Origin of the sequence: Companilactobacillus halodurans (assembly GCF_009600985.1) — a bacterium.
In the GTDB taxonomy this organism is placed as follows: Bacteria; Bacillota; Bacilli; order Lactobacillales; family Lactobacillaceae; genus Companilactobacillus; species Companilactobacillus halodurans.
In genome coordinates, this window is the sequence record NZ_VDFP01000004.1 from 81,127 (window position 1) to 101,216 (window position 20,090).

Sequence of the window (20,090 nt, forward strand, 5' to 3'; positions counted from 1 at the left end):
TTTTATGTTATCGCCAAAATATTTTAAAAAGCGAAAATTTCTTTGGCCTTTATTATTTTTTCATATTGTTATTTTAGGCTTTTCAACTACGGAGATTCATATTGCTAAATCAGATACTATTTTAAAGGCATCACAATCTGCAGGTTTCCCTTATCCAGAAACACCGAAATATTCATGGTTTGAATTTCTTCATTTTTATTTTGATCCACAATTGAAATCCGATTATTATGTTCCGCTTGGTCAATCTCTAAGTTTAAATGTTCAAGGAAAACATCCATTTTTTTACCCTTTTCCATCTATCGAATATTCTTGGGGAATGAGTGAAGATGGCTTTCATTGGAAAAAGATCAATCAATCTAAAAATACTAGTTCTTTAAAAGTTGATACCAATAAAGTTGGTGACTTTAAATATCAAGTTAAATCTGATTTTTTCTACATATCTAAAAGTATAGGTTCTATTAATTCTAAAGTTGCTACAGTTCATGTAGTACCTAATCCTATTCCAACATTGAGCTTAACCATATCAACTGATTCTAATTACCTGCTTAACCATAATAGTGATTTTTTACCCACAACGACAAAAGCTTTTGGAATGCAAACACCAAAAAATGCTACAGGGAAAATAAAATGGTCGACTGATGATCCTAAATTAGCAACTATTGATTCAAATGGTAAAATCACTGCTAATAAAAACAATAAACCTGGTACAGTCAAAATCACTGGAACGATTGACGATGCCGATAATTCTTCTGAACGTATTTCACGAAAAGATAAACAAAATCAACCAAAAAGTGCTTCCACTAATATAAAAATTGGTGGTGGATTGGATGAAAAAACAGTTAATGTTAATCAAACGGCAACATTTAATTTAGAACTTGGCCAATTTCTTAAAGACAATATTACTAATGGTAATTTTACTGTTGATTGGTTTTATCGAGATAACTCAACTAATACGGTCAAGTCAATTCCCTCCTCAAAAAATCAAACTTTTATACAGATTTCAAATCCAGATTTAAAAAATAATCAGAATAAATATTTTGCAAAGATTAATATCAACAAGAAAATAATTACTATCAAAGATAAAAAAATCGAAAAAACTTTCAAAACAAACGAAGCAACTTTAACTGTTCTCCTCTCAAAAGAACCTAAGGTTGATATTTCTACTAAAATTTTGAACCAAACATATCAAGACCAACAAGATACTGATCAGCAATTGACTAACATTGCCACTGGAGACAAGATAACTTATCAGATAGCCTTAAATAACATCAGTGTTGCAGATTTCCCCAATTCAAATTTAGATTTACCACTTCTCCCTAATACCAATATCAATTATATAAAATTAGATGACATTCAAGTTCCAAGTGAAGACTATTCAATAGGCCAAATAGATGGAACCCTTCATTTGAAAATCAACTCAATTCCTAGTACAAAAGAAAGAAAAATTGAAATTTCAACAATTACTCCCAATATTTCTCGAAAAACTTCTTTTGATTCCACCATCAATTTTTCCGGAAAAACTACAAAAGATGAATCTTACAGCAATCGTAGTCAACAACTGCATTTTGACTACACTACCAATAAGATTGGATTAAAGTTCAAAAATATCTTTTTTGAACAAATTCAAATTTCAAATAATTCTTTATTTAGTCCTCTAAAATACCGTCTCAAGCAAAACAATGCTCCTGAAAATATTGTCGATGTTGATGATCAGCGGCGAAATAAACGTCCTGTCAGTATTTTTCTAAACCAGTCTGAACCCTTACAAACTAATGATAAAAAGATTCTTAATTCTGACTTGCGCTTTTATCAAAAAGAAAATTATCAAAATATCTTAAATACTCAAGTCTTAGTTACGAAATCTCAAAAAGACCAGCCTTTAAAATCAATCAAGTGGGATAAAGAAGAAGGCTTGTTACTTTACTTAAAGGAACGGACTCCAAAACAAGGTAATTATTCCGCAACTTTAAATTGGATTATCAAAGATAGTATCTAGCACAAAACTTTACATAGAGTACGATTGGCAAGTTTTTCATTGGATAAAGTCTTTGAATGTTTATACTAAAAGGTAGGAGAAATAGAAACTATTAAGAGTAGTTCCAGTTTCTCTTAGCCTTACGAAAGTAAGCTTGCGTCGACCAAGACGTCACCGATTAATTAATCGTAATTAAGGTAGATGCAATTCGAATGGGATTAGTTCTAAAAAATTGGGTTGAATCGAGATGAGACAAAATCAAAAGAAATTTAGATTTTGTAGTATCAATCAATGTTAATTCGTAAACCTCGTATTTGGAGTCAGCTTCTGCTCCCTTTTAAATTCAGTAAGCTATTAATTTTCGTAACGAATCCTCCAAAAACACAAATTAGTCTAGACAATAAAGACCCCGGAATAAATCAGTTTTTAACTGAAATTCCGAGGTCTTTTAGTTTTATTTTACTTTTCTAAAAATAACATGCGATCAGCAATATTAGTAATTATTCCATCAGCACCCCATTTAAGCAATTCTTGGGCACGGTTAACATCATCGACTGTCCAAACGTTGACTTCATAGCCATAATCTTTCATTTGTTCCAATTTGGCTTGAGTTAAGCCGGAACTATCTGGATGAACAATTTTGGCATGGCAAGCTTGCATAACCAAATTCCAGTCATCACCCAAAGTTTCACGACTGAATAAGACAGCGTACTTCAAATTAGGACGCAATTTATACATTTTTTCGAGCATAATTGGATTAAAACTAGAGATAATTAAATCTACATGATCGTCCAAGTTATCTAAGGCTTCAGCAAATTTTTCAACTAATTTATCAGCTAAATAATTAGCGTTGTCCCCTACAACTCCTTTTAGCTCGATATTAGCATTGACTTTGTGGATATTAAGAAAATCAATTAGTTGATCCAACGTTGGTACCTTTTCGCCACGGAATCTCTCCGCAAACCAGTACCCTGCATCGGCATTCAAAACATCTGAACTATCTACTGTTTCAATTGAACCAGATTGATTTGTTGTTCGGTTCAATTTATCATCATGAATTACAAAAACTTTTTCGTCTTTAGTAATACTTAAATCAGTTTCAATCCATTTAACATCTTGGTTTACTACCACGTTAAATGAAGCCATGGTATTTTCCGGCGCCAAAGTCGGTATTCCTCTATGAGCAATAATTTTTTTATCCATCATAATCCTCCATTAAATAGAGTATACATCAAAGAGCAAGGAGCTAAAAAACCGAGGTTACAATTTGTAACCCTCGGTTTTATTGCTTTTTAAGCTTTTTTATATCGGTTTAAACATATCTTTTCAGTGTACTATTTTTCTTAGGCTTGGTATCTTGAAACACCGTCTAAGAATGTTTCTGATAATGTCATATCATTATCTAAGACAATGAAATCAGCATCTCTACCTTCAGCGATGATACCACACTTATCAAGTACTTTTGAACTCTTAGCTGCTGTATAACTTGCCATTTCTACAGCTTCTTCGTCTGTAGCGATGTTCCAGTCAACAACATTCTTGATAGCGTCTTTTAATAGTAAGATACTACCAGCCAAGTTGTGTGTTTCATCCTTTAATCTAGCTGTTCCATCAGCAACGACAACTGGTAATTCACCAAGAACGTAATCGCCATCTGGCATTAAGCCGGCACGCATACAATCAGTAATCAAGGCAACATGTTCTGCGCCTTTCTTTTCAATAACGATTCTAGCTGCAAATGGGTTAACATGGTGACCATCGCAAATTAATTCGTCATCTACTAGATGCATGGAAAGTGCTGCACCAACCATCCCAGGAAGACGGTGATTCAAGCCACTCATACCGTTATATGTATGTGTGAATCCTGTAGCGCCTGCTTCGACACAAGCCTTTGCTTGTTCAAAAGTAGCATCACTGTGTCCTAAGTAAACTGCAACGTCATCAGAGGCAACTTCTTTTACAAATTCTGGAGCACCTTTTCTTTCTGGAGCAATTGAGATTTTCTTAATCATGCCGTGAGCAGCATCTTGCCAATCCTTGAATTCTTCAGCATCTGGATCTCTGAAATACTTAGGATTTTGAGCACCTTTGTGTTTTTCTGTGTAGAAAGGTCCTTCAAAATGGATACCTTGGATTTTAGCACCAGTGGCCTTCTTGTAGTTATCGCCGATTGTTTGGCAGATGTGCTTAAGTTGGTCGTGTGATGCTGTCAAAGTTGTTGGCAACCATGAAGTTACACCAGCCTTCAAAAGGCCCTCTGACATTTCATTCAATTTGTTAAAGTCATCATCCATTACATCGTGTCCAACAAGACCGTGGATGTGAGTATCAACAAGACCTGGGGCGATAAATTTGTCAGAATAATCAACAATTTTGCCTTCAGGCTTTTCATCTTCTGTAGTAAAGAATTTACCAAACTTACCGTCATCAGTAACTTCTAGGTAGCCACCGTTTTCAGTTGTGTTTTTTAAAAAGAATTTCTTAGCATGAATATAATATGACATAATCTAGTCTCCTTACTAATTTTAACATGTATATTATAGCATTTTATATCGGTCTATACCACGAAGATAATTAAAAAATGGAGATAATTAATTCTCATCTCCATTTTTTATTCACTTCTAAGCTTGATATCTAGAAATTCCGTCCAAGTATGTTTCTGACAAAGTCATATCATCATCTAAGACAATGAAATCAGCATCCCGACCTTGAGCAATGATTCCACATTTATCAAGAACTTTTGAACTCTTGGCTGCTGTGTAACTTGCCATTTCAACAGCTTCTTCATCTGTGGCAATATTCCAGTCGACAACATTTTTAATAGCGTCTTTCAACAACAAGATACTACCAGCTAAACTATGTGGTGCTTGTTTTAATTTGGCAGTCCCATCAGCGACAACAACTGGTAGTTCACCAAGAACATAGTCGCCATCTGGCATCAATCCAGCACGCATACAATCAGTAATCAAAGCTACATGTTCTGGTGTTTTCTTTTCAATGACGATTCGAGCAGCATAAGGGTTAACGTGATGGCCATCGCAAATCAATTCGTCATCTACTAGATGCATGGAAAGTGCTGCACCGACCATTCCAGGTAAACGGTGATTTAAACCGCTCATTCCATTATACGTGTGCGTAAATCCAGTAGCACCAGCTTCAACACAGGCTTTAGCTTGTTCAAAAGTAGCATCGCTGTGGCCCAAGTAAACTGCAACATCATCAGAGGCAACTTCTTTAACAAATTCAGCTGAGCCTTTTCTTTCTGGAGCAATAGAAATTTTCTTGATTAATCCATGAGCAGCATCTTGCCAGTCATTGAATTCAGCAACATCTGGATCTCTGAAGTACTTAGGATTTTGAGCACCCTTGTGTTTTTCTGTATAGAAAGGTCCTTCAAAATGGATACCTCGAATCTTAGCACCAGTAGCTTTTTTGTAGTTATCGCCAATCGTATGACAGATGCTTAGCAATTGATCATGTGAAGCTGTCAAAGTTGTTGGCAGCCATGAAGTTACCCCAGCCTTTAGAAGACCTTCTGACATTTCATTCAACTTATCAAAATCATCATCCATCACATCGTGGCCAACTAATCCATGAATGTGAGTATCAACTAAACCTGGCGCAATGAATTTATCAGCATAATCAACGATTTTCCCAGCAGGCTTTTCATCTTCTGCTGTATAAAATTGGCCAAACTTGCCATCGTCAGTAACTTCGAGATAGCCACCATTTTCAGTAGTATTTTTCAAAAAGAACTTTTTAGCATGAATATAATATGACATTTTAAATCTCCTTAATTTCTGTCTTAAAGAAAAGGCTGAAACACATAATGTTTCAACCTTTTTGGATAAAAATCATTATTCGTAATCGTGAATCGTGACACCTTTAACGACACGGTTAACTGTTCCGCTTGCTGAAGGAGTGTCTGGCGTATTCTTAACTTTAATTGAATTCATCAAAGCAAATGTTTGTGCAAAGATAACATCTGGCAAAGCTTGATAAAGTTCAGGCAAATCTTTGTCGCCACTTTCAATCAAGAAGTTGCTGCCAGAGAAATTATTATCACCACTCGTACCTACACCGACAACTTCTTCACAAATATCGTCACCTTTGATTTCTTCCAAAATATCAACGTCGTATTGACGTGTGTACTTATCATTATTTAAGAAATCGAAGACGATAGTCCGGGTGTTAACGTAGGATTTAGGACCATGACGAAAGCCCATTGATGAATCAAAGATGGTCGTTAATTCACCAGCCGTCAATTCAAGAACCTTCAATTGAGCTTCACGAGTCAAGCCTGATAATGAACCACTACCTAAATAAGTAATTCGGTTGTAATCAAGATCGGCATAAGCTTGAATTTCATCCTCACGACTGATAACTTCTTGACCCATTTTAATCATTGTTTTGACCCAGTCTGACTTTTTATCTTCATCATTTGTGTCAAAAATCAAAGCAGCTGTGAGAGTCATACAAGAAAAGCTTCCTGTCATGGCAAAACCTTTATCATTTGAAAGTGCTGGTTGTAGCAATAAGAGATTGGCATCTTCGTTTTCAGCTTTTTTAGCTAAATGGCCTTCTGGAGCACAAGTGATCGTGATTTGGAAAAGATTCTTCACGATTTTTTCAGCTAAATCAACCGTAGCTACACTTTCAGGACTATTGCCGCTTCTCGCAAATAAAACCAGGATTGTTGGGTCGTCACTTCTTAGATTATCCAGAGGAGCGGACACAATATCTGTTGTAGGAATGCTCTCAAAAACAAAATGAGCTGTATCGCCAACACGATTCAAGTATGGTCTTAAAGTATCGCCAACATAGGCAGAAGTTCCGGCACCAGTGAAGATAACACGAATTTTTTGAGTGGGGTAAGTGGAAATGATTTTATCTATAAAGTTATCTATCTCTGATTTTTTATCAGTATAATTTTTGAAAGCTTCTTGCCATAAATCTGGTTGTTGTTGAATTTCACGGGTCGTAATTTTTGCACCCATTTCTTCTAATTCTTCATCAGTTTTTGTAAACATTGTTTTGAATCCTTTCTCTATTAATTTTTAATCTAAAAATTTAATGTGAACGACCATCAATTCCCTTAGATTAAAGTCGATGTGGTAGATTCCTTTAGAATCCAGTTGGACATCTAAGACTTTGTTTTTCATTTGATTATCTATATCTCGATAAGTTAGGGATACCTTCTTCACATTACGATCTTTTAAGAAGAAATTGATTCCAGAAACATCATCAATCGACCAATTACTAATAATCATCGTCGTTTGTGCTGAATCAATCACTAATTTGCAATTGTACATATCGACAAGATGAGGCACGCTCAATTGCTCTTCAAAAAACTGTTTCAAATCTCCCTCACGGATATCCGTATATTGTGCTTGCCAGCCATACTTTGCTGAATCCATCATTGGCAGACAATAGAATTTGTCATCGCTAACTGTGACAGAACCCAACTTTTTTTCAAAGCGATTATAAGCTGAAGAGTGAACTGTTACCGGCATTGCATAATCAATTTTTACGTAATCACCCGTGTGTGTAAGCATCGTCAATCTAGGATTGTTGATGCCAGATATCGTTTCGTTATCGAATTGTTCAAAAGATTGTTGTCCGCTACGATTTTTCAAAATTTCAATTGATCTAGCATTGATTAACTTCAACAAATGACATTCATTTAAGACCTCAACAGCATCTCCGTCCAACAAAATAAAATTACGTTTAAAAAGTTGTTCGATTTGTTCATTTGCTAAAGTATTTAAAAAGTTTCCGGTCACAGCTACAGTCTTATTTTTGATTTCCTGATCAATAAAATTAATTGGCTTCATTGCAAATCCCATTGTTGAGAGCAATTCGAGCCACTGCGTCTGCGAAGCCATCAACCCTTCTAACGTATCCGTAGTATCAACTTTTGCTTTGACAACATCTTGATTCATTGGAATAACGATTCCACAGCGATTCTCTAAATCAATGCCAAACTCATTCAAGAAGTCTAGGAATTCCTTGTCCGAATTGAGCAATGAATCGTAGTGGTATGTTTGATTTATCCCATCACCCATCATGCTAAACATATTCAACAAGACGCCATTGGCATGAACTAAACTTGTGGTATCTAATTGAAATTGCGTAAACTTGTTAGATTTAGCGTAGGGAGAATACAAGAAACTTTCCATCTCTGGATAAATCTTGTGACGTGGTCCAATTTCCGTTCTGGTTGCCACGGTATATTTTTCAAAATCACGTGCGTATTGTTGTGGACTAACTTCGTTATAAGCTGGCAAGTGTGGCCTTGATACTGCAGGAGTATCTGGACCGCTTAATTCATCTAGCAATTTTTGCCAATCTCGACCTTCTAAGGCGTGAACTTCTGGCCAAGAACTCATTAATCCTAAAGTAGTCTCGGGTGACACTTCATGAACTCTTTGTTCAATCAAGTGTGCTACTTGTAAAATTTCTTCACGAGCAACTTTTAAATAGGCATTACGATATTTATTTTCGCCACCTTTAAACATCAAGTCGACGAATTCTTGACGGGACAAGTTTGTTCCTAAAGCATCGTTATAACGCTTCATGTGATCTTCACAAAAACATCCCAAAGCAAATGGTGCATTCTTATAATGTCTAAAGTCATCTTCAAGCCACAATTCATGTGGTTTGATACTAGCCCAAATGGCATAGATTTTACTAATGTATTCCCCAAAGCCTGCGTATCCTGGACAAGCCATTGAAAGACTCTTTACACCTTGGTAATTGACCATTGGTTTGATATCGAGTTCTTTTTTCAAAGGAATCCCGCGATCAGAGTGGTTCAAGGTCGTCCACGGATTTAAGCTGACGGTAATACCTAATTCTTTAATTGGTTGACTGATTTCATCAACATTTTTAATTAACTCTTTGGCTTTATCTAAAGTAATATGTGTATCTGACAACTCTTCTTGATTTAGGAAAAAGGCAACATCAGAAATATGAGCTTTTTTGACAAAATCAATTAATTTCTGTTTTTTATCAGCATCATAAATATTTTTATCAATTGCGAGTCTTAAAGTATAACGATATGGATTTGGATTACTCATCCTCATCGTCCTCATCGGAATCGGCTTTGATGAAGGCATTGACATCGACGATGCCATCTTTTCCTTCCTTCATAATGTCGTCTACTTTAATATCTGTACCGATAAATTTTTGATTAGCATAGTTAATGACCATTGGTAGATTCAAGCCTGAGATAACATGCATTTCAGGATAGTCTTGGGTCAAACTAACAGCGACGTTTCCTGGTGTGCCACCGAGTAAGTCAACAATCAAGAAGACTGGCTCTTTGCCATAATACTTTTTGATTTCTGTTTCTACTTTAGCTTTAAGAGTTTCAGGTCCATCTGACTTTTGAAGTCCTAAGGCGGTTGTTTCTGGTAGTTCGCCGATAATTAATTCTGCTGATTTTAAAGTTTCAATTGCCATGTTTCCATGACTCATCAAGATTAATGCCATAATTAAATCCTCCTAGATTTTACCAAGTACGCCGATTGCTGAAAGTGCAACAGCGAAGATAATAACGATAAAGATAACTTTTGTTGAAGTCATGCCTTTCTTACCAAGTAGCCAGTAAACAAGACCTACGACTGCAGCTGGAACAAGCTTTGGAAGAATCATATCAATGTTATTTTGAACACTTAATGAAACTTTACCTAAGTGTGCAACCAGTGGAACTTGAATATTGATCATACTTGCAATCAAAGCTCCAACGATGAAGACACCTAGTAAAGTGGCGGCGTCTGTCAAAGCATTCAATTGACCTTGCATTTCTGAAACTAGTTTTGTACCTCTTGTATAAGCGAAGTGCAATTGTTTCCAACGGAAAACCATGATAGCAATGTTGACAGCTAACCAAAGGAATAATCCAATAGGATTACCTTGTGAAGCCATCGTAGCAGCAATAGCACCCATAATTGTTGGTACTAAAGCAGCGAAAAGCGAATCACCAATAGCAGCAAATGGTCCCATAAGACCTGTCTTAATACCAGCAACGGTATCAAGTGAATCAGCACCTTCCTTACCTTCAATGGCAAGATCGATACCTGTGATAATCGTGTTGAAGAAGTTACTTGTGTTAAAGAATTGGTTGTGAGTCTTCATGGCTTCTTTTAGTTCAGGAGTACCATCGCCATAGATTTTTCTAAGTTGTGGCAAGATTGTGTACAAGTAACCTGAGGCCTGCATTCTTTCGTAGTTCCAACCCATTTGGAAACCAAACAAGCTACGTTTATTGATTTGTTTAAAATCTTTTTTAGTTAGTTGATACTCTTTATTCTTCTTCATCGCCTTCAACCTCCCCATCAGCGTCTTCAAATTCATCGTCTTCGTCTTCATCTTCGTCAGCAGAACCTGAGTCATTCTTCGTGCCAGCAGCTGGAGCTGAGTTCAATTTAGCCATTGACTTCTTGTATTGGATAATGGCAAAAGCACCACCGATTAAAGCAATAGCTAACATTGGTAAAGCATTGAATGTTGTTGTAAATGATTTACTTACGGCACCTAAACCTGTACCAACTGTTTGAATGCTTGTGAAGATTGTTGAAAGTAAAGCTGTAATTGTGAATCCAAGAATCAAGTAAGCGATGTGTTTCTTAACTGGTAAGTAGTGAAGCAAGATAGCAAAACCAACGGCTGGAAGTGTAGCACCGGCTGTTTGTAGTCCAGTGTTGAGCCATGATAAATCGCCATTTAGATATGTAACCATTGTCTTAACGGCACCTTGACCTAGAGCTAAAGCTAAGAATACTGGGATACCACGAGACAAGCACCATGGCAATGCACCTAAAATAGTGTGTCTTTCGATTCCTTTGTAGTTGAAGTTTTCAATATCTTTATCAACTTTGTGTTGGAAATATGTATTAGCAAATCTTGCTAAGATATCAAATGATGTAAGAAGTGCGGCAACTGGAACACCGATAGCAGCAACAGCTGTAGCAGCTTTCATACCTGTACCAACTGAAAAGGCTGTGGCTAAAACTGTACCTGAGTTGGCATCGATTTTAGAAGCACCACCGAAAGTACCAACACCTAAAACTGTCAATTGTAAAGCAGCACCGATGATAAGTCCGGTCTTCATATCACCCATGATCAATCCGGAAATCATTCCGGCCCAAACGGGTTGACTCAATGAAGAGTTCATTTGCAATTCATCATAAATGTTGTACATAGAATATGCTGTCAAAAGCAATATTTGAACGACTGTAAATTCCATTGTTCTATCCCCCATTAAATACTATTTTTTGTAGTCTTTTAAGATACCGGTGAAGTCTTTGGCGTCATCGTTTGGAACCATTTGAGCAGTGATTTTGGCCCCTGCTTCAAGAATCTTTTGAAATGCATCGTAATCTTCATCTGTAACATTGATCGATTGTGTCAAATGTTGCGTATTATCTTTTTGCGACATATTACCAACATTGATTACATCGAACTTAACGCCGTTATCGATCATTTCTACAAGTGTTTCTGGCTTCTTAACGACCAAAAATACTCTTTGTGATTCATATTTACCGGCTAAGATATTTGCTGAAGATTTCTTTGTACCTAAAACACTTAGATTAACTCCAGCGGGTTTAGCTAATTTCAGGGCTGTTTTTTGAATATCATTTTTTATAATTTCGTTATCAACTACCATGATTCTTGATGCTTGCAACTTTGTTGTCCATAAATTAGCTACTTGTCCGTGAATTAATCTTTCATCAATTCTTACTGCAATAATACCCATATCTTTATACCTCCAAATTTCATTACTCTTCTTTAGGATTTGTTACTGATATCGTGTCGAATGTGATAAGCAAATTGATCGCTTCTAGCGACACTTAAAGTGAATTCAATAATTTGATTGTGTGGATTATAAGTTTGCCTGCGAAGATTCAAACAAGGCGTCCCCTCTTTTATGTCCAAATATCTACTGTCATCTGCACTGGTAATGCCTGCTAGAAAATATTCATCAGCATAATACACTTGTTCGTTGAACTCCTTTGAAAAAACTGAATACAGTGAACGATTATTCAACATCGATTCAGTCAGCAAACTGAAATGACTAACCGGTAGGTAAGTCCGCTCCAACATGACTGGAATACCATCCGCATATCGAAGCCGTTTTAACTTTATGATTTGGCTACCCACTTCAGTTTCCAATTTCTTAGCAAAGTACGAATTTGCCTCCTTTCTCTCAAAACTAAGAATCTTGGTTTGTGGCTTCTTTCCCAGAGAAATCATTTGCTTGTTGAAGCTATAACTACTATTCAAATCACTATTAAGATCAACTCTATTAACAAAAGTTCCTTTACCATGAACACGGCGAATCATCCCAGTAACTTCGAGCTCCATTAAAGCTGCTCTAACGGTAGTCCGAGACAACTCATATCTTTGAGCAATTTCTCGCTCAGAAGGTAGTTTAGCGTTGGCTGGTAAAGTTTGAATGTAATTAGTCAGCAAGTTGATTAACTGCTCTTGAAGAGTAATTTTCATACGAATCGAATCCTTTCTGGTATCAACCACAAGACCATTGTATCCGGTTACATTAAGCAAAACAATAACCGAAATAGACCAGTTGAAAGGTGGTCTTTCAGGTTTAAATAGGATTGCCATGGGTTTTACAAGCAAAAAAATAAAGTGGTACTTTTTTGAACCAGTTAAAAGAAGATACCACTTAAAAAATTGGTCTAACCAATTATTTATATGTATATGTTTTTAATTTATTTGTAAAACGTCAAAAAAGCCCGCTATCAGCGACTTAATAAAGTTGTTGATAACGGACATTCATTTTTAAAATCTAAAACTTACTTAACACCTTGAGGCAACTTACTCTTAATAAAATCAGCTGAATATTGGAGTTTATCCAATTCCTCTTGAGGTAGATCCAATTGAACTTGTTGAACAATGCCATCACGACCAATAATTGCTGGATATGACAGATAAACGCCATATTCTTCACGATAGTTGGAAACTGGCAATTCAATCAGTGCATCGTTCAAAATAGCCAAGGTCAATTTCACAGCAGCACTTGAAATGCCATAATTCGTATACTTCTTACCACTGAAGACGGTAAAACCGCCCATACGGATGTCCTCGTTCAATTTGTCGAGGTTCAAGCCGTCTTTTGGGGCCCATTCAGAAATTGAATGATCCATAACTGAAACGGTTGACCAAGCGGTAAATTGTGAATTGCCATGTTCGCCCAAATTGTATCCAGCAACTGATCTGGGGTCGACATTCAAAGCTTTGCCCACAGCACGTTTCATACGAGCAGAGTCCAACAATGTTCCAGTTCCCATGACGTGTTCTTTAGGCAAACCTGTCACTTCTTGATAAATTGAAACCATAACATCATTAGGATTACTGATAACGACGATTTTTCCATCAAAATCAGTTTCTTTAATCTTTGCGGCTACTTCAGAAACGGCGTTACTAGTAAAACCAAGTTCCGCAAAACGGTCTGGTTTAACGCGGTCTTGAAGTTTAATATTTCCAACAGCTGAAATAATTACATCTGTATCATCAAGTTGTGAATAATCGTTCACAAAAATATTAGTGTGGAATGGCAAGTTAGCCATTGCGTCTTCAAAGTCCAAGGCATCTGCTTGAACTTTCTTTTCATTCTTATCAATTAAGACTAAATCGTCCACGAATCCAGCTGACACAATATAATGTGCACAAGCTGCTCCAACGTTTCCGGTTCCGATAATAGCTACTTTTCTTGTCATCTAATCTACCTCACTGTCTAAGCTCTTTTATGAAGAACTTTTAGTATGTGACTGCCATTATACTCTAATCGAATTAAAAATAAATTAATTTATAAAAAAATATCCTAAATGGCATAAAAAAAGCGATATCACCCACATTAATAAATAAATAGTGGTATGATATCACTTAACTAATATTATTTCTTTAGATTTTTTTTAATATAATCAGCTGAATATTGTAGTTTGTCCAATTCTTCTTGAGGCAAGTCCAATTTCAATTGTTTAAGGATTCCTGCACGTCCAACAATAGCTGGATATGATAGGTAAACGCCATATTCTTCACGATAGTTAGAAACTGGCAATTCAATCTTAGCGTCATTCAAAATAGCTAGCGATAAACGAACCGCTGCCGTCGAAATGCCGTAATTAGTGTAGCCTTTACCATTGAAGACTGTGAATCCACCCATTCTGACATCTTCGTTGATTTGATCTAAGTCGAGGCCATTTTCTTTAGCCAACTCTGAAACTGGTTGGTCCATAACTTTGACTGTTGACCAAGCTGTAAATTGTGAATTGCCGTGCTCACCCAAGTTATAACCGGAAACTGATCTTGGGTCGACATCAAAGGCAGAACCTACGGCACGCTTCATACGAGCTGAATCTAGCAAGGTACCAGTACCAATGACTTTTTCTTTAGGAAAGCCTGTAATCTGTTGATACATAGATGTCATCACGTCATTAGGGTTACTGATAACGACCATAATGCCATTGAAAGCTGTTTGTTTGATTTTCTTAGCAACTTCGGTAACAGCATCGCCAGTTGGCTTTAATTCGCCAAAGCGGTTAGGATGGTCGCCACCAATCAAATCAATATGACCAACAGCTGAAATAATAATATCAGCGTCGTCTAATTGAGAATAATCATTTACAAAAATATTCGTATGTGAAGGTAGATTAGCCATGGCGTCTTCAAAATCCAAAGCGTCTGACTTAACCTTCTTTTCATTCTTATCGATCAGAACTAAATCGTCAACAAAACCTCCTGAAACAATGTAGTGAGCACAAGCAGCACCAACATTGCCCATTCCGATGATTCCGATTTTTCTTGTCATAAAAAACATTCCTCTCAATCAAAAATTTTAAAAAAGCACTTACTCTTTAATTATATAATAGATTGACCGTAACCTTAGGAATTTCTAGCTTAATCCAACAAAAAAGTCGCTTTCTCTCATAGAAGGCGACTTTTTAAAATTGCATTATTTTTGATTTTCGTAATATTTAACTTTGCTTTTGATGATTCTCTCACACAAGTCAGCGTACGAAATACCAGCAGCTTCAGCTTCACGAGGCATTAATGACAAAGGAGTCATTCCTGGTAAAGTATTAGCTTCCATGACATACAATTGGCCATCACGCAACAAGAAGTCCACACGACCGTAATTGCTCATGCCTAAAGCTTCAAAAGTCTTCTTAGTTAAAGCTTGCATCTTCGTATGAATAGCATCATCCAAATTGTTTGGAGGCGTAATGAAGTGAGTTACATTGTTTGCTTGGAATTTGTGTTGGAAATCATACCAACCAGTATCAACTGTAACTTCAACAGCTGGAAGAACCAAGCCATCGACGATAGCAACTGAAAATTCACGACCCTTGATGTATTCTTCAATCAAGGCTTCGCTATCGAATCTCAAAGCATCAGCAACGCTTTCTCTAAGTTCTGTCGCATTTTGGACGATATGTGTTCCAACACTTGAACCACCATTAGATGGCTTAACTACCATTGGATAGTTAAATGGAATATCTTCAGACAAAATCTTGGCTGTCTTAGTAGTTGTGTACTTAGCAGTTGGGATTTGGTCTTGAACAAAAATTTCTTTAGAGTATTTCTTATCCATAGCAAGTCCAGAAGCTAGTGAGCCACTTCCTGTATATCTAATATCAAAGACATCGAAGACTGCTTGCATCTTACCATTTTCGCCATCTTCACCGTGAAGTCCCATATAGACAATATCGGCATGTTGACAAATTTTAAGAACATTCTTACCTAATAAACCTCTTGTACCATCAGTACGTAATGCATTGATTTTAGCATCAGTTAAGACTTCATCATCAATAACTAACTTGCTTTCACCCTCTGGTTCTGTCGTAAAGAGATCATCGATTTCATCTTCTTTAACATCCTTACCTAAAAATGAATCAACATAAGCTACTTCGTAACCTTTACTACGTAGTGCGTTGGTGATTTTAACTCCGGAAGATAAAGAAACATTTCTTTCTGTACTTCTTCCACCTGAAAGAACGACAATTTTCATTGTGTTTCACCTAATCCTTTTAAATTATTTAAGCGTAATCCTAGAACCTACAGAATAGCATAAACTTCCAAAAAAAACCATTTTTAATTTTTCTAAACAGTCGCTGTTGCAAGGGTTTGACGGTTTTTAAGTCTTCAAATCCTTAAATTTTTATGCTAAATTGACCCATCTTCTCGAATTTTTCATATATATTTGGTTTAATTAGGGTTAAGGAGGTATTTTGACCGTGAAAAAGTTAAATATCATTTTATTAAGTCTAGTATCTTTAATTACAGTAGGAATCTTTTCCGTTCAGACTGTAAAAGCTGACGATTTAAGTAGCGAACCCGTAATGACTTTAGGAACTTCGTTAACTGACAGTCAACGTCAGGGTACTATCAGTGCTTTATCATCACAAATCAATGACAGTAATTACAAAACCATCACTGTCAACGGTGATACCTTAGTTAAATATTTGAATCCTAGTGGTGATTCTTTCACTAGCAACTCCGGTGTTTGGTCCTCAGCTTTGATTCAAAAAACTTCATCTGGTTCTGGTATCAACGTTAAAATTGTCGACTACAATGGTAAAAATAACATCACTACCATTACAGCCGACCAATATCGTAATGCCGCAGTAACTGCCGGTATCAGCGATGCCAACATCTATGTAACTTCTGCCACGCCAATTGATGGTTCTGGTGCTTTAGCCGGAATTTATGCAGCTTATGCTAATAGTGGCGATTCCTTGAATCAAAGCCAAGTCAACGCTGCGCAAAAGGAAATGGGCGTTTTGAGTGGAATAACTGATGCGAATAAGGGTACTAATGGTTACTCCGATAAACAATTGAACAATGCTGTTGCCGGTATGAAATCTGATTTAGCTAACAAAGGCAATAACGTAACCGTTAACCAAATCACAACTATCGTTAACAACAACTTACAAAAAAATGATTTGCAAAACATTCTAAATGACAATCAAAAACAAAAAATCATTAATTTGATGGTCCAAATCAAGAATTCTGGTGCCTTGAGCAATTCAAACTTTAAAGATCAAGCTCAAAAATTAAGTAGCGATATTACAAGCAAAGCTAAAAATATCTTTAACAATCTCAACACTCAAGAAAATCGTAATTTCTTGCAAAGAATTTGGGATAGCATCGTTTCCTTCTTTAGCGGATTATTCAACTAATTTGCACTTAAAGCCACGCTCTGACTAAGAGATGTGGTTTTTTTTCATTCAAATTTCTTTATAATCATGATAATATCGTTTTATACTTAAATAGGATATACAAATATTCTAAATAATTAGGAGGAACTGATTTAATGCAAGACAAAGATGTCTATGAACCAACTTCATCCGAAAATTCTGATTCGGATGCGGTCCCGATACAAAACTCTAAAAAAGTTTGGCAATTGAATAATGACCAATTAGCTCAAAAGTACCAAACCAACTTGGAAGATGGTTTGACTACCGTTGAAGCGAAACGTCGTATAGATCGAGATGGTAAAAACGAACTAGAAACAAAAAAGACTTCCAAATTTGTACAATTCATCAAGCAATTCAATAACAGTATCATCTATATTTTAGCTGCTGCTGCTATTATGACTTTCTTGATGCAACGTTACTCAGATTCAATCGTTATCGGCCTAGTAATTATCGCTAATGCCATTATCGGTTACATCCAAGAACAACAAGCCAGCAACGCTTTGGAAAAAATTCGTGAATTGTTAGTTTCCAAGAATTTCGCTTTTCGGAGCGGGGAAAAATTGGAACTGGATTCACGCCAATTAGTTGTTGGCGACTTGGTCAATTTGGAAGCTGGAGATGCAGTACCTGCCGATATGCGCTTGATTTCAGCTGATAACTTGAGCGTTCAAGAATCAGTTTTAACTGGTGAAACTAATCCAGTTGAAAAAATTGAAGAACCAATTTATGATCGTGATTTGCATTTAGCCGATCGCAAGAATATGGTCTTCGCCTCAACTGCTGTAACCAGTGGTTCTGGTCTAGGAATCGTTATTGCCGCTGCTGGCGATACAGAAATCGGTCAAATTAAAGATTCTGTTAAAACAGTTAAAGAACGTCCAACTCCATTGATGAAGAACTTGAATTCATTAGGATTTGGCCTTTCAGTCGCAATCGTTATTGCTGCGGTAGTGCTATTTATCATTGGATACTTCTTTGATACTTATAGCTTGCCTACCTTATTGATTGCCGTTATAACGATGGTCGTTGGTTCAATGCCTGAAGGCCTACCCGCTAGTACTTCAGTTGTATTAGCTATGGGGACACGGAAGATGACAAAACGAAATGTTATCGTAAAGTCATTACCTGCCGTTGAAACTTTAGGTGCAGTTGATATCGTTAATACTGATAAAACTGGTACTTTAACTAAGAATGAAATGACCGTTAGAAAAGTTGTAACGCCGCAACACATTTTTGATGTCACTGGCGTCGGTTATGATGCCGACGGTAGCGTTGATTTTTCTGGTGATTTGGAATTAAGTCAACACAAATACGATTGGCAACAAGATGACAGTATGCGTCAATTAGTTAACATTGCTGGTCAAACAACTGATGCTCAGCTTCACTTTGAAAATAATCGTTGGGAACTAAACGGAGAACCAACTGATGGAGCTTTAACAACTCTTTATCGTAAGATGACTGGTGAAAACCCAGAAGTCGATGAAGTTGATTCCCTACCATTTGATTCAGCCTTTCGTTTTCAGCTCGTTTAGCTAATTTGGAAAACAAACGAGTTTTGATGGTCAAAGGTTCGCCTTCAACAATTTTAGATTTATCGAAGAATTCAACCGATAAACAATATTGGAACGACAAAATCAAAGAATTAACTTCTGACGGTTTAAGAGTCGTCGCTTTAGCCTATAAAGATGTTGATGAATCAGTTGATGCTATCGATAAAGATAAAATCAATGATTTAACTGTCTCAGGTATGGTCGGCATCATCGATCCACCTAGAGAAGAAGCTAGAGCCTCAATCCACGAGTTGAGAATGGCTGGAGTCAAAGTCAAAATGATTACTGGTGACCACCCTGACACGGCGACTGCTATTGCCAACAAACTGGATCTAGATTCGGTCGTTAAGGCTATCACCGGACCTGAAATTGATGCTATGTCAGATGATGAACTAGCTCAAAAGATTGACTCCTATAACGTTTTTGCCCGGACTACTCCTGATGATAAATTACGGATTGTCCGTGCTCAACAAGCTAACCACCACGTTGTTTCGATGACTGGTGATGGCGTCAATGATGCCCCTGCTCTTAAGCAAGCTGATATTGGTGTTGCCATGGGTATCAAGGGGACTGAAGTTGCCAAGGAATCAGCTAATATGGTGCTGGCAGACGATGACTTTGCAGATATTGTCGTAGCTGTCCGCGAAGGTCGTCACGTCTTCGATAACATTCGTAAAACCATTCGTTTCCTATTGCCAACCAGTTTTGCCGAAGGTCTAATCGTTGTTATCAGTATTCTTTTAGGCCAAGAACTTCCACTTTATCCTGCTCAATTGCTTTGGATAAACATGGTCTCTGCTCTAACGATTCAATTTGCCTTTATTTTTGAACCACCAGAATCAGGTATTATGGCTCGTGGGCCAAGAGATGTTAAGGCTGGTATATTGACGAAATTAGATACATTCGAAATCGTCTACGTTTCAGCTTTGATTTCTGGACTAGGCATTTGGGCATTCGATGCTCTAACTAGTCGTGGTTTACCAGCAATTGTTGGTAGTACGATGGCTCTAAACATAATTATCTTTGGTAAAATCTTTTACCTATTTAATCTTAGAAATAATTATCCAGTTATCTCTAAATACTTCTTCCAAAATAAAATGGCCTTTTACATTGTCGGAATTTTGATACTCTTGCAAATGGGAATTATCTATCTTCCATTCATGCAAGACATCTTCCACACCACAAGTATCAACTTTACTTACGGTTGGCTCATCCCTATCATCATGGGTGTAATTGTTCTGATAGTGACAGAATTTGGTAAATTTATTCGGATTAAGGTTTTGAGAAAGTAGAAATTGCAAAAAACTCTCGTTATCAAAAATGATATCGAGAGTTTTTTTA

General features: G+C 36.7%; 15 protein-coding genes and 1 pseudogene. 3 read left to right on the forward strand and 13 right to left on the reverse strand.

The features are described from left to right. The first annotated feature begins 4 nt into the window (after window positions 1-4). Complete coding sequence (locus FHL06_RS03345; RefSeq protein WP_153384828.1) at window positions 5-1,996, forward strand: Ig-like domain-containing protein; 1,992 nt, start codon at window positions 5-7, stop codon at window positions 1,994-1,996. 438 nt (window positions 1,997-2,434) lie between these two features. Here FHL06_RS03345 and FHL06_RS03350 read toward each other — a convergent pair whose 3' ends face one another. From FHL06_RS03350 to FHL06_RS03410, 13 genes are all read right to left on the reverse strand, one after another. Beyond that, the gene (locus tag FHL06_RS03350) at window positions 2,435-3,178 is read right to left on the reverse strand and encodes a glycerophosphodiester phosphodiesterase family protein (RefSeq protein ID WP_153384829.1); all 744 of its coding nucleotides are present in this window, start codon (window positions 3,176-3,178) and stop codon (window positions 2,435-2,437) included. 140 nt (window positions 3,179-3,318) lie between these two features. After that, on the reverse strand, window positions 3,319-4,479 hold the full coding sequence (gene nagA, locus FHL06_RS03355; RefSeq protein ID WP_153384830.1) for an N-acetylglucosamine-6-phosphate deacetylase: 1,161 nt from the start codon (window positions 4,477-4,479) through the stop codon (window positions 3,319-3,321). 117 nt (window positions 4,480-4,596) lie between these two features. Next, complete coding sequence (nagA, locus tag FHL06_RS03360; RefSeq protein WP_153384831.1) at window positions 4,597-5,757, reverse strand: N-acetylglucosamine-6-phosphate deacetylase; 1,161 nt, start codon at window positions 5,755-5,757, stop codon at window positions 4,597-4,599. A gap of 75 nt (window positions 5,758-5,832) precedes the next feature. After that, a complete protein-coding gene (locus tag FHL06_RS03365) occupies window positions 5,833-7,005 on the reverse strand; it encodes an SIS domain-containing protein (RefSeq protein WP_153384832.1) in 1,173 nt (390 codons plus the stop codon). Window positions 7,006-7,032: 27 nt separating this feature from the next. Continuing rightward, window positions 7,033-9,054, reverse strand: a complete 2,022-nt coding sequence (locus FHL06_RS03370; protein ID WP_153384833.1) for a hypothetical protein — start codon at window positions 9,052-9,054, stop codon at window positions 7,033-7,035. Continuing rightward, window positions 9,047-9,469, reverse strand: coding sequence for a PTS sugar transporter subunit IIA (locus FHL06_RS03375; protein WP_153384834.1), 423 nt, complete (start codon window positions 9,467-9,469; stop codon window positions 9,047-9,049). Before FHL06_RS03375 ends, FHL06_RS03370 begins: the two co-directional genes overlap by 8 nt. Before the next feature lie 12 nt (window positions 9,470-9,481). Further along, window positions 9,482-10,297, reverse strand: coding sequence for a PTS system mannose/fructose/sorbose family transporter subunit IID (locus FHL06_RS03380; protein ID WP_153384835.1), 816 nt, complete (start codon window positions 10,295-10,297; stop codon window positions 9,482-9,484). Continuing rightward, the gene (locus FHL06_RS03385; protein WP_153384836.1) at window positions 10,284-11,225 is read right to left on the reverse strand and encodes a PTS mannose/fructose/sorbose/N-acetylgalactosamine transporter subunit IIC; all 942 of its coding nucleotides are present in this window, start codon (window positions 11,223-11,225) and stop codon (window positions 10,284-10,286) included. Before FHL06_RS03385 ends, FHL06_RS03380 begins: the two co-directional genes overlap by 14 nt. A 21-nt stretch (window positions 11,226-11,246) precedes the next feature. Continuing rightward, window positions 11,247-11,735, reverse strand: a complete 489-nt coding sequence (locus tag FHL06_RS03390) for a PTS sugar transporter subunit IIB (protein WP_153384837.1) — start codon at window positions 11,733-11,735, stop codon at window positions 11,247-11,249. A 32-nt stretch (window positions 11,736-11,767) separates the two neighbouring features. Beyond that, window positions 11,768-12,484: a GntR family transcriptional regulator gene (locus FHL06_RS03395; protein ID WP_153384873.1), complete on the reverse strand. Its 717-nt coding sequence runs from the start codon at window positions 12,482-12,484 to the stop codon at window positions 11,768-11,770. 311 nt (window positions 12,485-12,795) lie between these two features. Continuing rightward, window positions 12,796-13,719, reverse strand: a complete 924-nt coding sequence (locus tag FHL06_RS03400) for an L-lactate dehydrogenase (RefSeq protein WP_153384838.1) — start codon at window positions 13,717-13,719, stop codon at window positions 12,796-12,798. A 176-nt stretch (window positions 13,720-13,895) separates the two neighbouring features. Next, window positions 13,896-14,810: an L-lactate dehydrogenase gene (locus FHL06_RS03405; protein ID WP_153384839.1), complete on the reverse strand. Its 915-nt coding sequence runs from the start codon at window positions 14,808-14,810 to the stop codon at window positions 13,896-13,898. A gap of 144 nt (window positions 14,811-14,954) precedes the next feature. Next, entirely contained in the window at window positions 14,955-16,010 is a 1,056-nt protein-coding gene (locus FHL06_RS03410) for a D-alanine--D-alanine ligase family protein (RefSeq protein ID WP_153384840.1), read from the reverse strand. Between the two features lie 226 nt (window positions 16,011-16,236). On the opposite strand from FHL06_RS03410, the gene FHL06_RS03415 reads away from it, so the two are divergent. Together FHL06_RS03415 and FHL06_RS03420 are read left to right on the forward strand one after the other, a co-directional pair. Next, window positions 16,237-17,181 (forward strand): DUF1002 domain-containing protein, encoded by a 945-nt coding sequence (locus tag FHL06_RS03415; RefSeq protein WP_162000219.1) that lies wholly within the window; start codon window positions 16,237-16,239, stop codon window positions 17,179-17,181. Window positions 17,182-17,315: 134 nt separating this feature from the next. Then, window positions 17,316-20,041: pseudogene (locus FHL06_RS03420) on the forward strand (HAD-IC family P-type ATPase). Window positions 20,042-20,090 lie beyond the last annotated feature (49 nt).

Coding starts and splice junctions, on each gene's coding strand:
- FHL06_RS03345 (WP_153384828.1), top strand. CDS start 5: ATGTTATCGCCAAAATATTTTAAAAAGCGAAAATTTCTTTGGCCTTTA.
- FHL06_RS03350 (WP_153384829.1), bottom strand. CDS start 3,178: ATGGATAAAAAAATTATTGCTCATAGAGGAATACCGACTTTGGCGCCG.
- nagA (WP_153384830.1), bottom strand. CDS start 4,479: ATGTCATATTATATTCATGCTAAGAAATTCTTTTTAAAAAACACAACT.
- nagA (WP_153384831.1), bottom strand. CDS start 5,757: ATGTCATATTATATTCATGCTAAAAAGTTCTTTTTGAAAAATACTACT.
- FHL06_RS03365 (WP_153384832.1), bottom strand. CDS start 7,005: ATGTTTACAAAAACTGATGAAGAATTAGAAGAAATGGGTGCAAAAATT.
- FHL06_RS03370 (WP_153384833.1), bottom strand. CDS start 9,054: ATGAGTAATCCAAATCCATATCGTTATACTTTAAGACTCGCAATTGAT.
- FHL06_RS03375 (WP_153384834.1), bottom strand. CDS start 9,469: ATGGCATTAATCTTGATGAGTCATGGAAACATGGCAATTGAAACTTTA.
- FHL06_RS03380 (WP_153384835.1), bottom strand. CDS start 10,297: ATGAAGAAGAATAAAGAGTATCAACTAACTAAAAAAGATTTTAAACAA.
- FHL06_RS03385 (WP_153384836.1), bottom strand. CDS start 11,225: ATGGAATTTACAGTCGTTCAAATATTGCTTTTGACAGCATATTCTATG.
- FHL06_RS03390 (WP_153384837.1), bottom strand. CDS start 11,735: ATGGGTATTATTGCAGTAAGAATTGATGAAAGATTAATTCACGGACAA.
- FHL06_RS03395 (WP_153384873.1), bottom strand. CDS start 12,484: ATGAAAATTACTCTTCAAGAGCAGTTAATCAACTTGCTGACTAATTAC.
- FHL06_RS03400 (WP_153384838.1), bottom strand. CDS start 13,719: ATGACAAGAAAAGTAGCTATTATCGGAACCGGAAACGTTGGAGCAGCT.
- FHL06_RS03405 (WP_153384839.1), bottom strand. CDS start 14,810: ATGACAAGAAAAATCGGAATCATCGGAATGGGCAATGTTGGTGCTGCT.
- FHL06_RS03410 (WP_153384840.1), bottom strand. CDS start 16,010: ATGAAAATTGTCGTTCTTTCAGGTGGAAGAAGTACAGAAAGAAATGTT.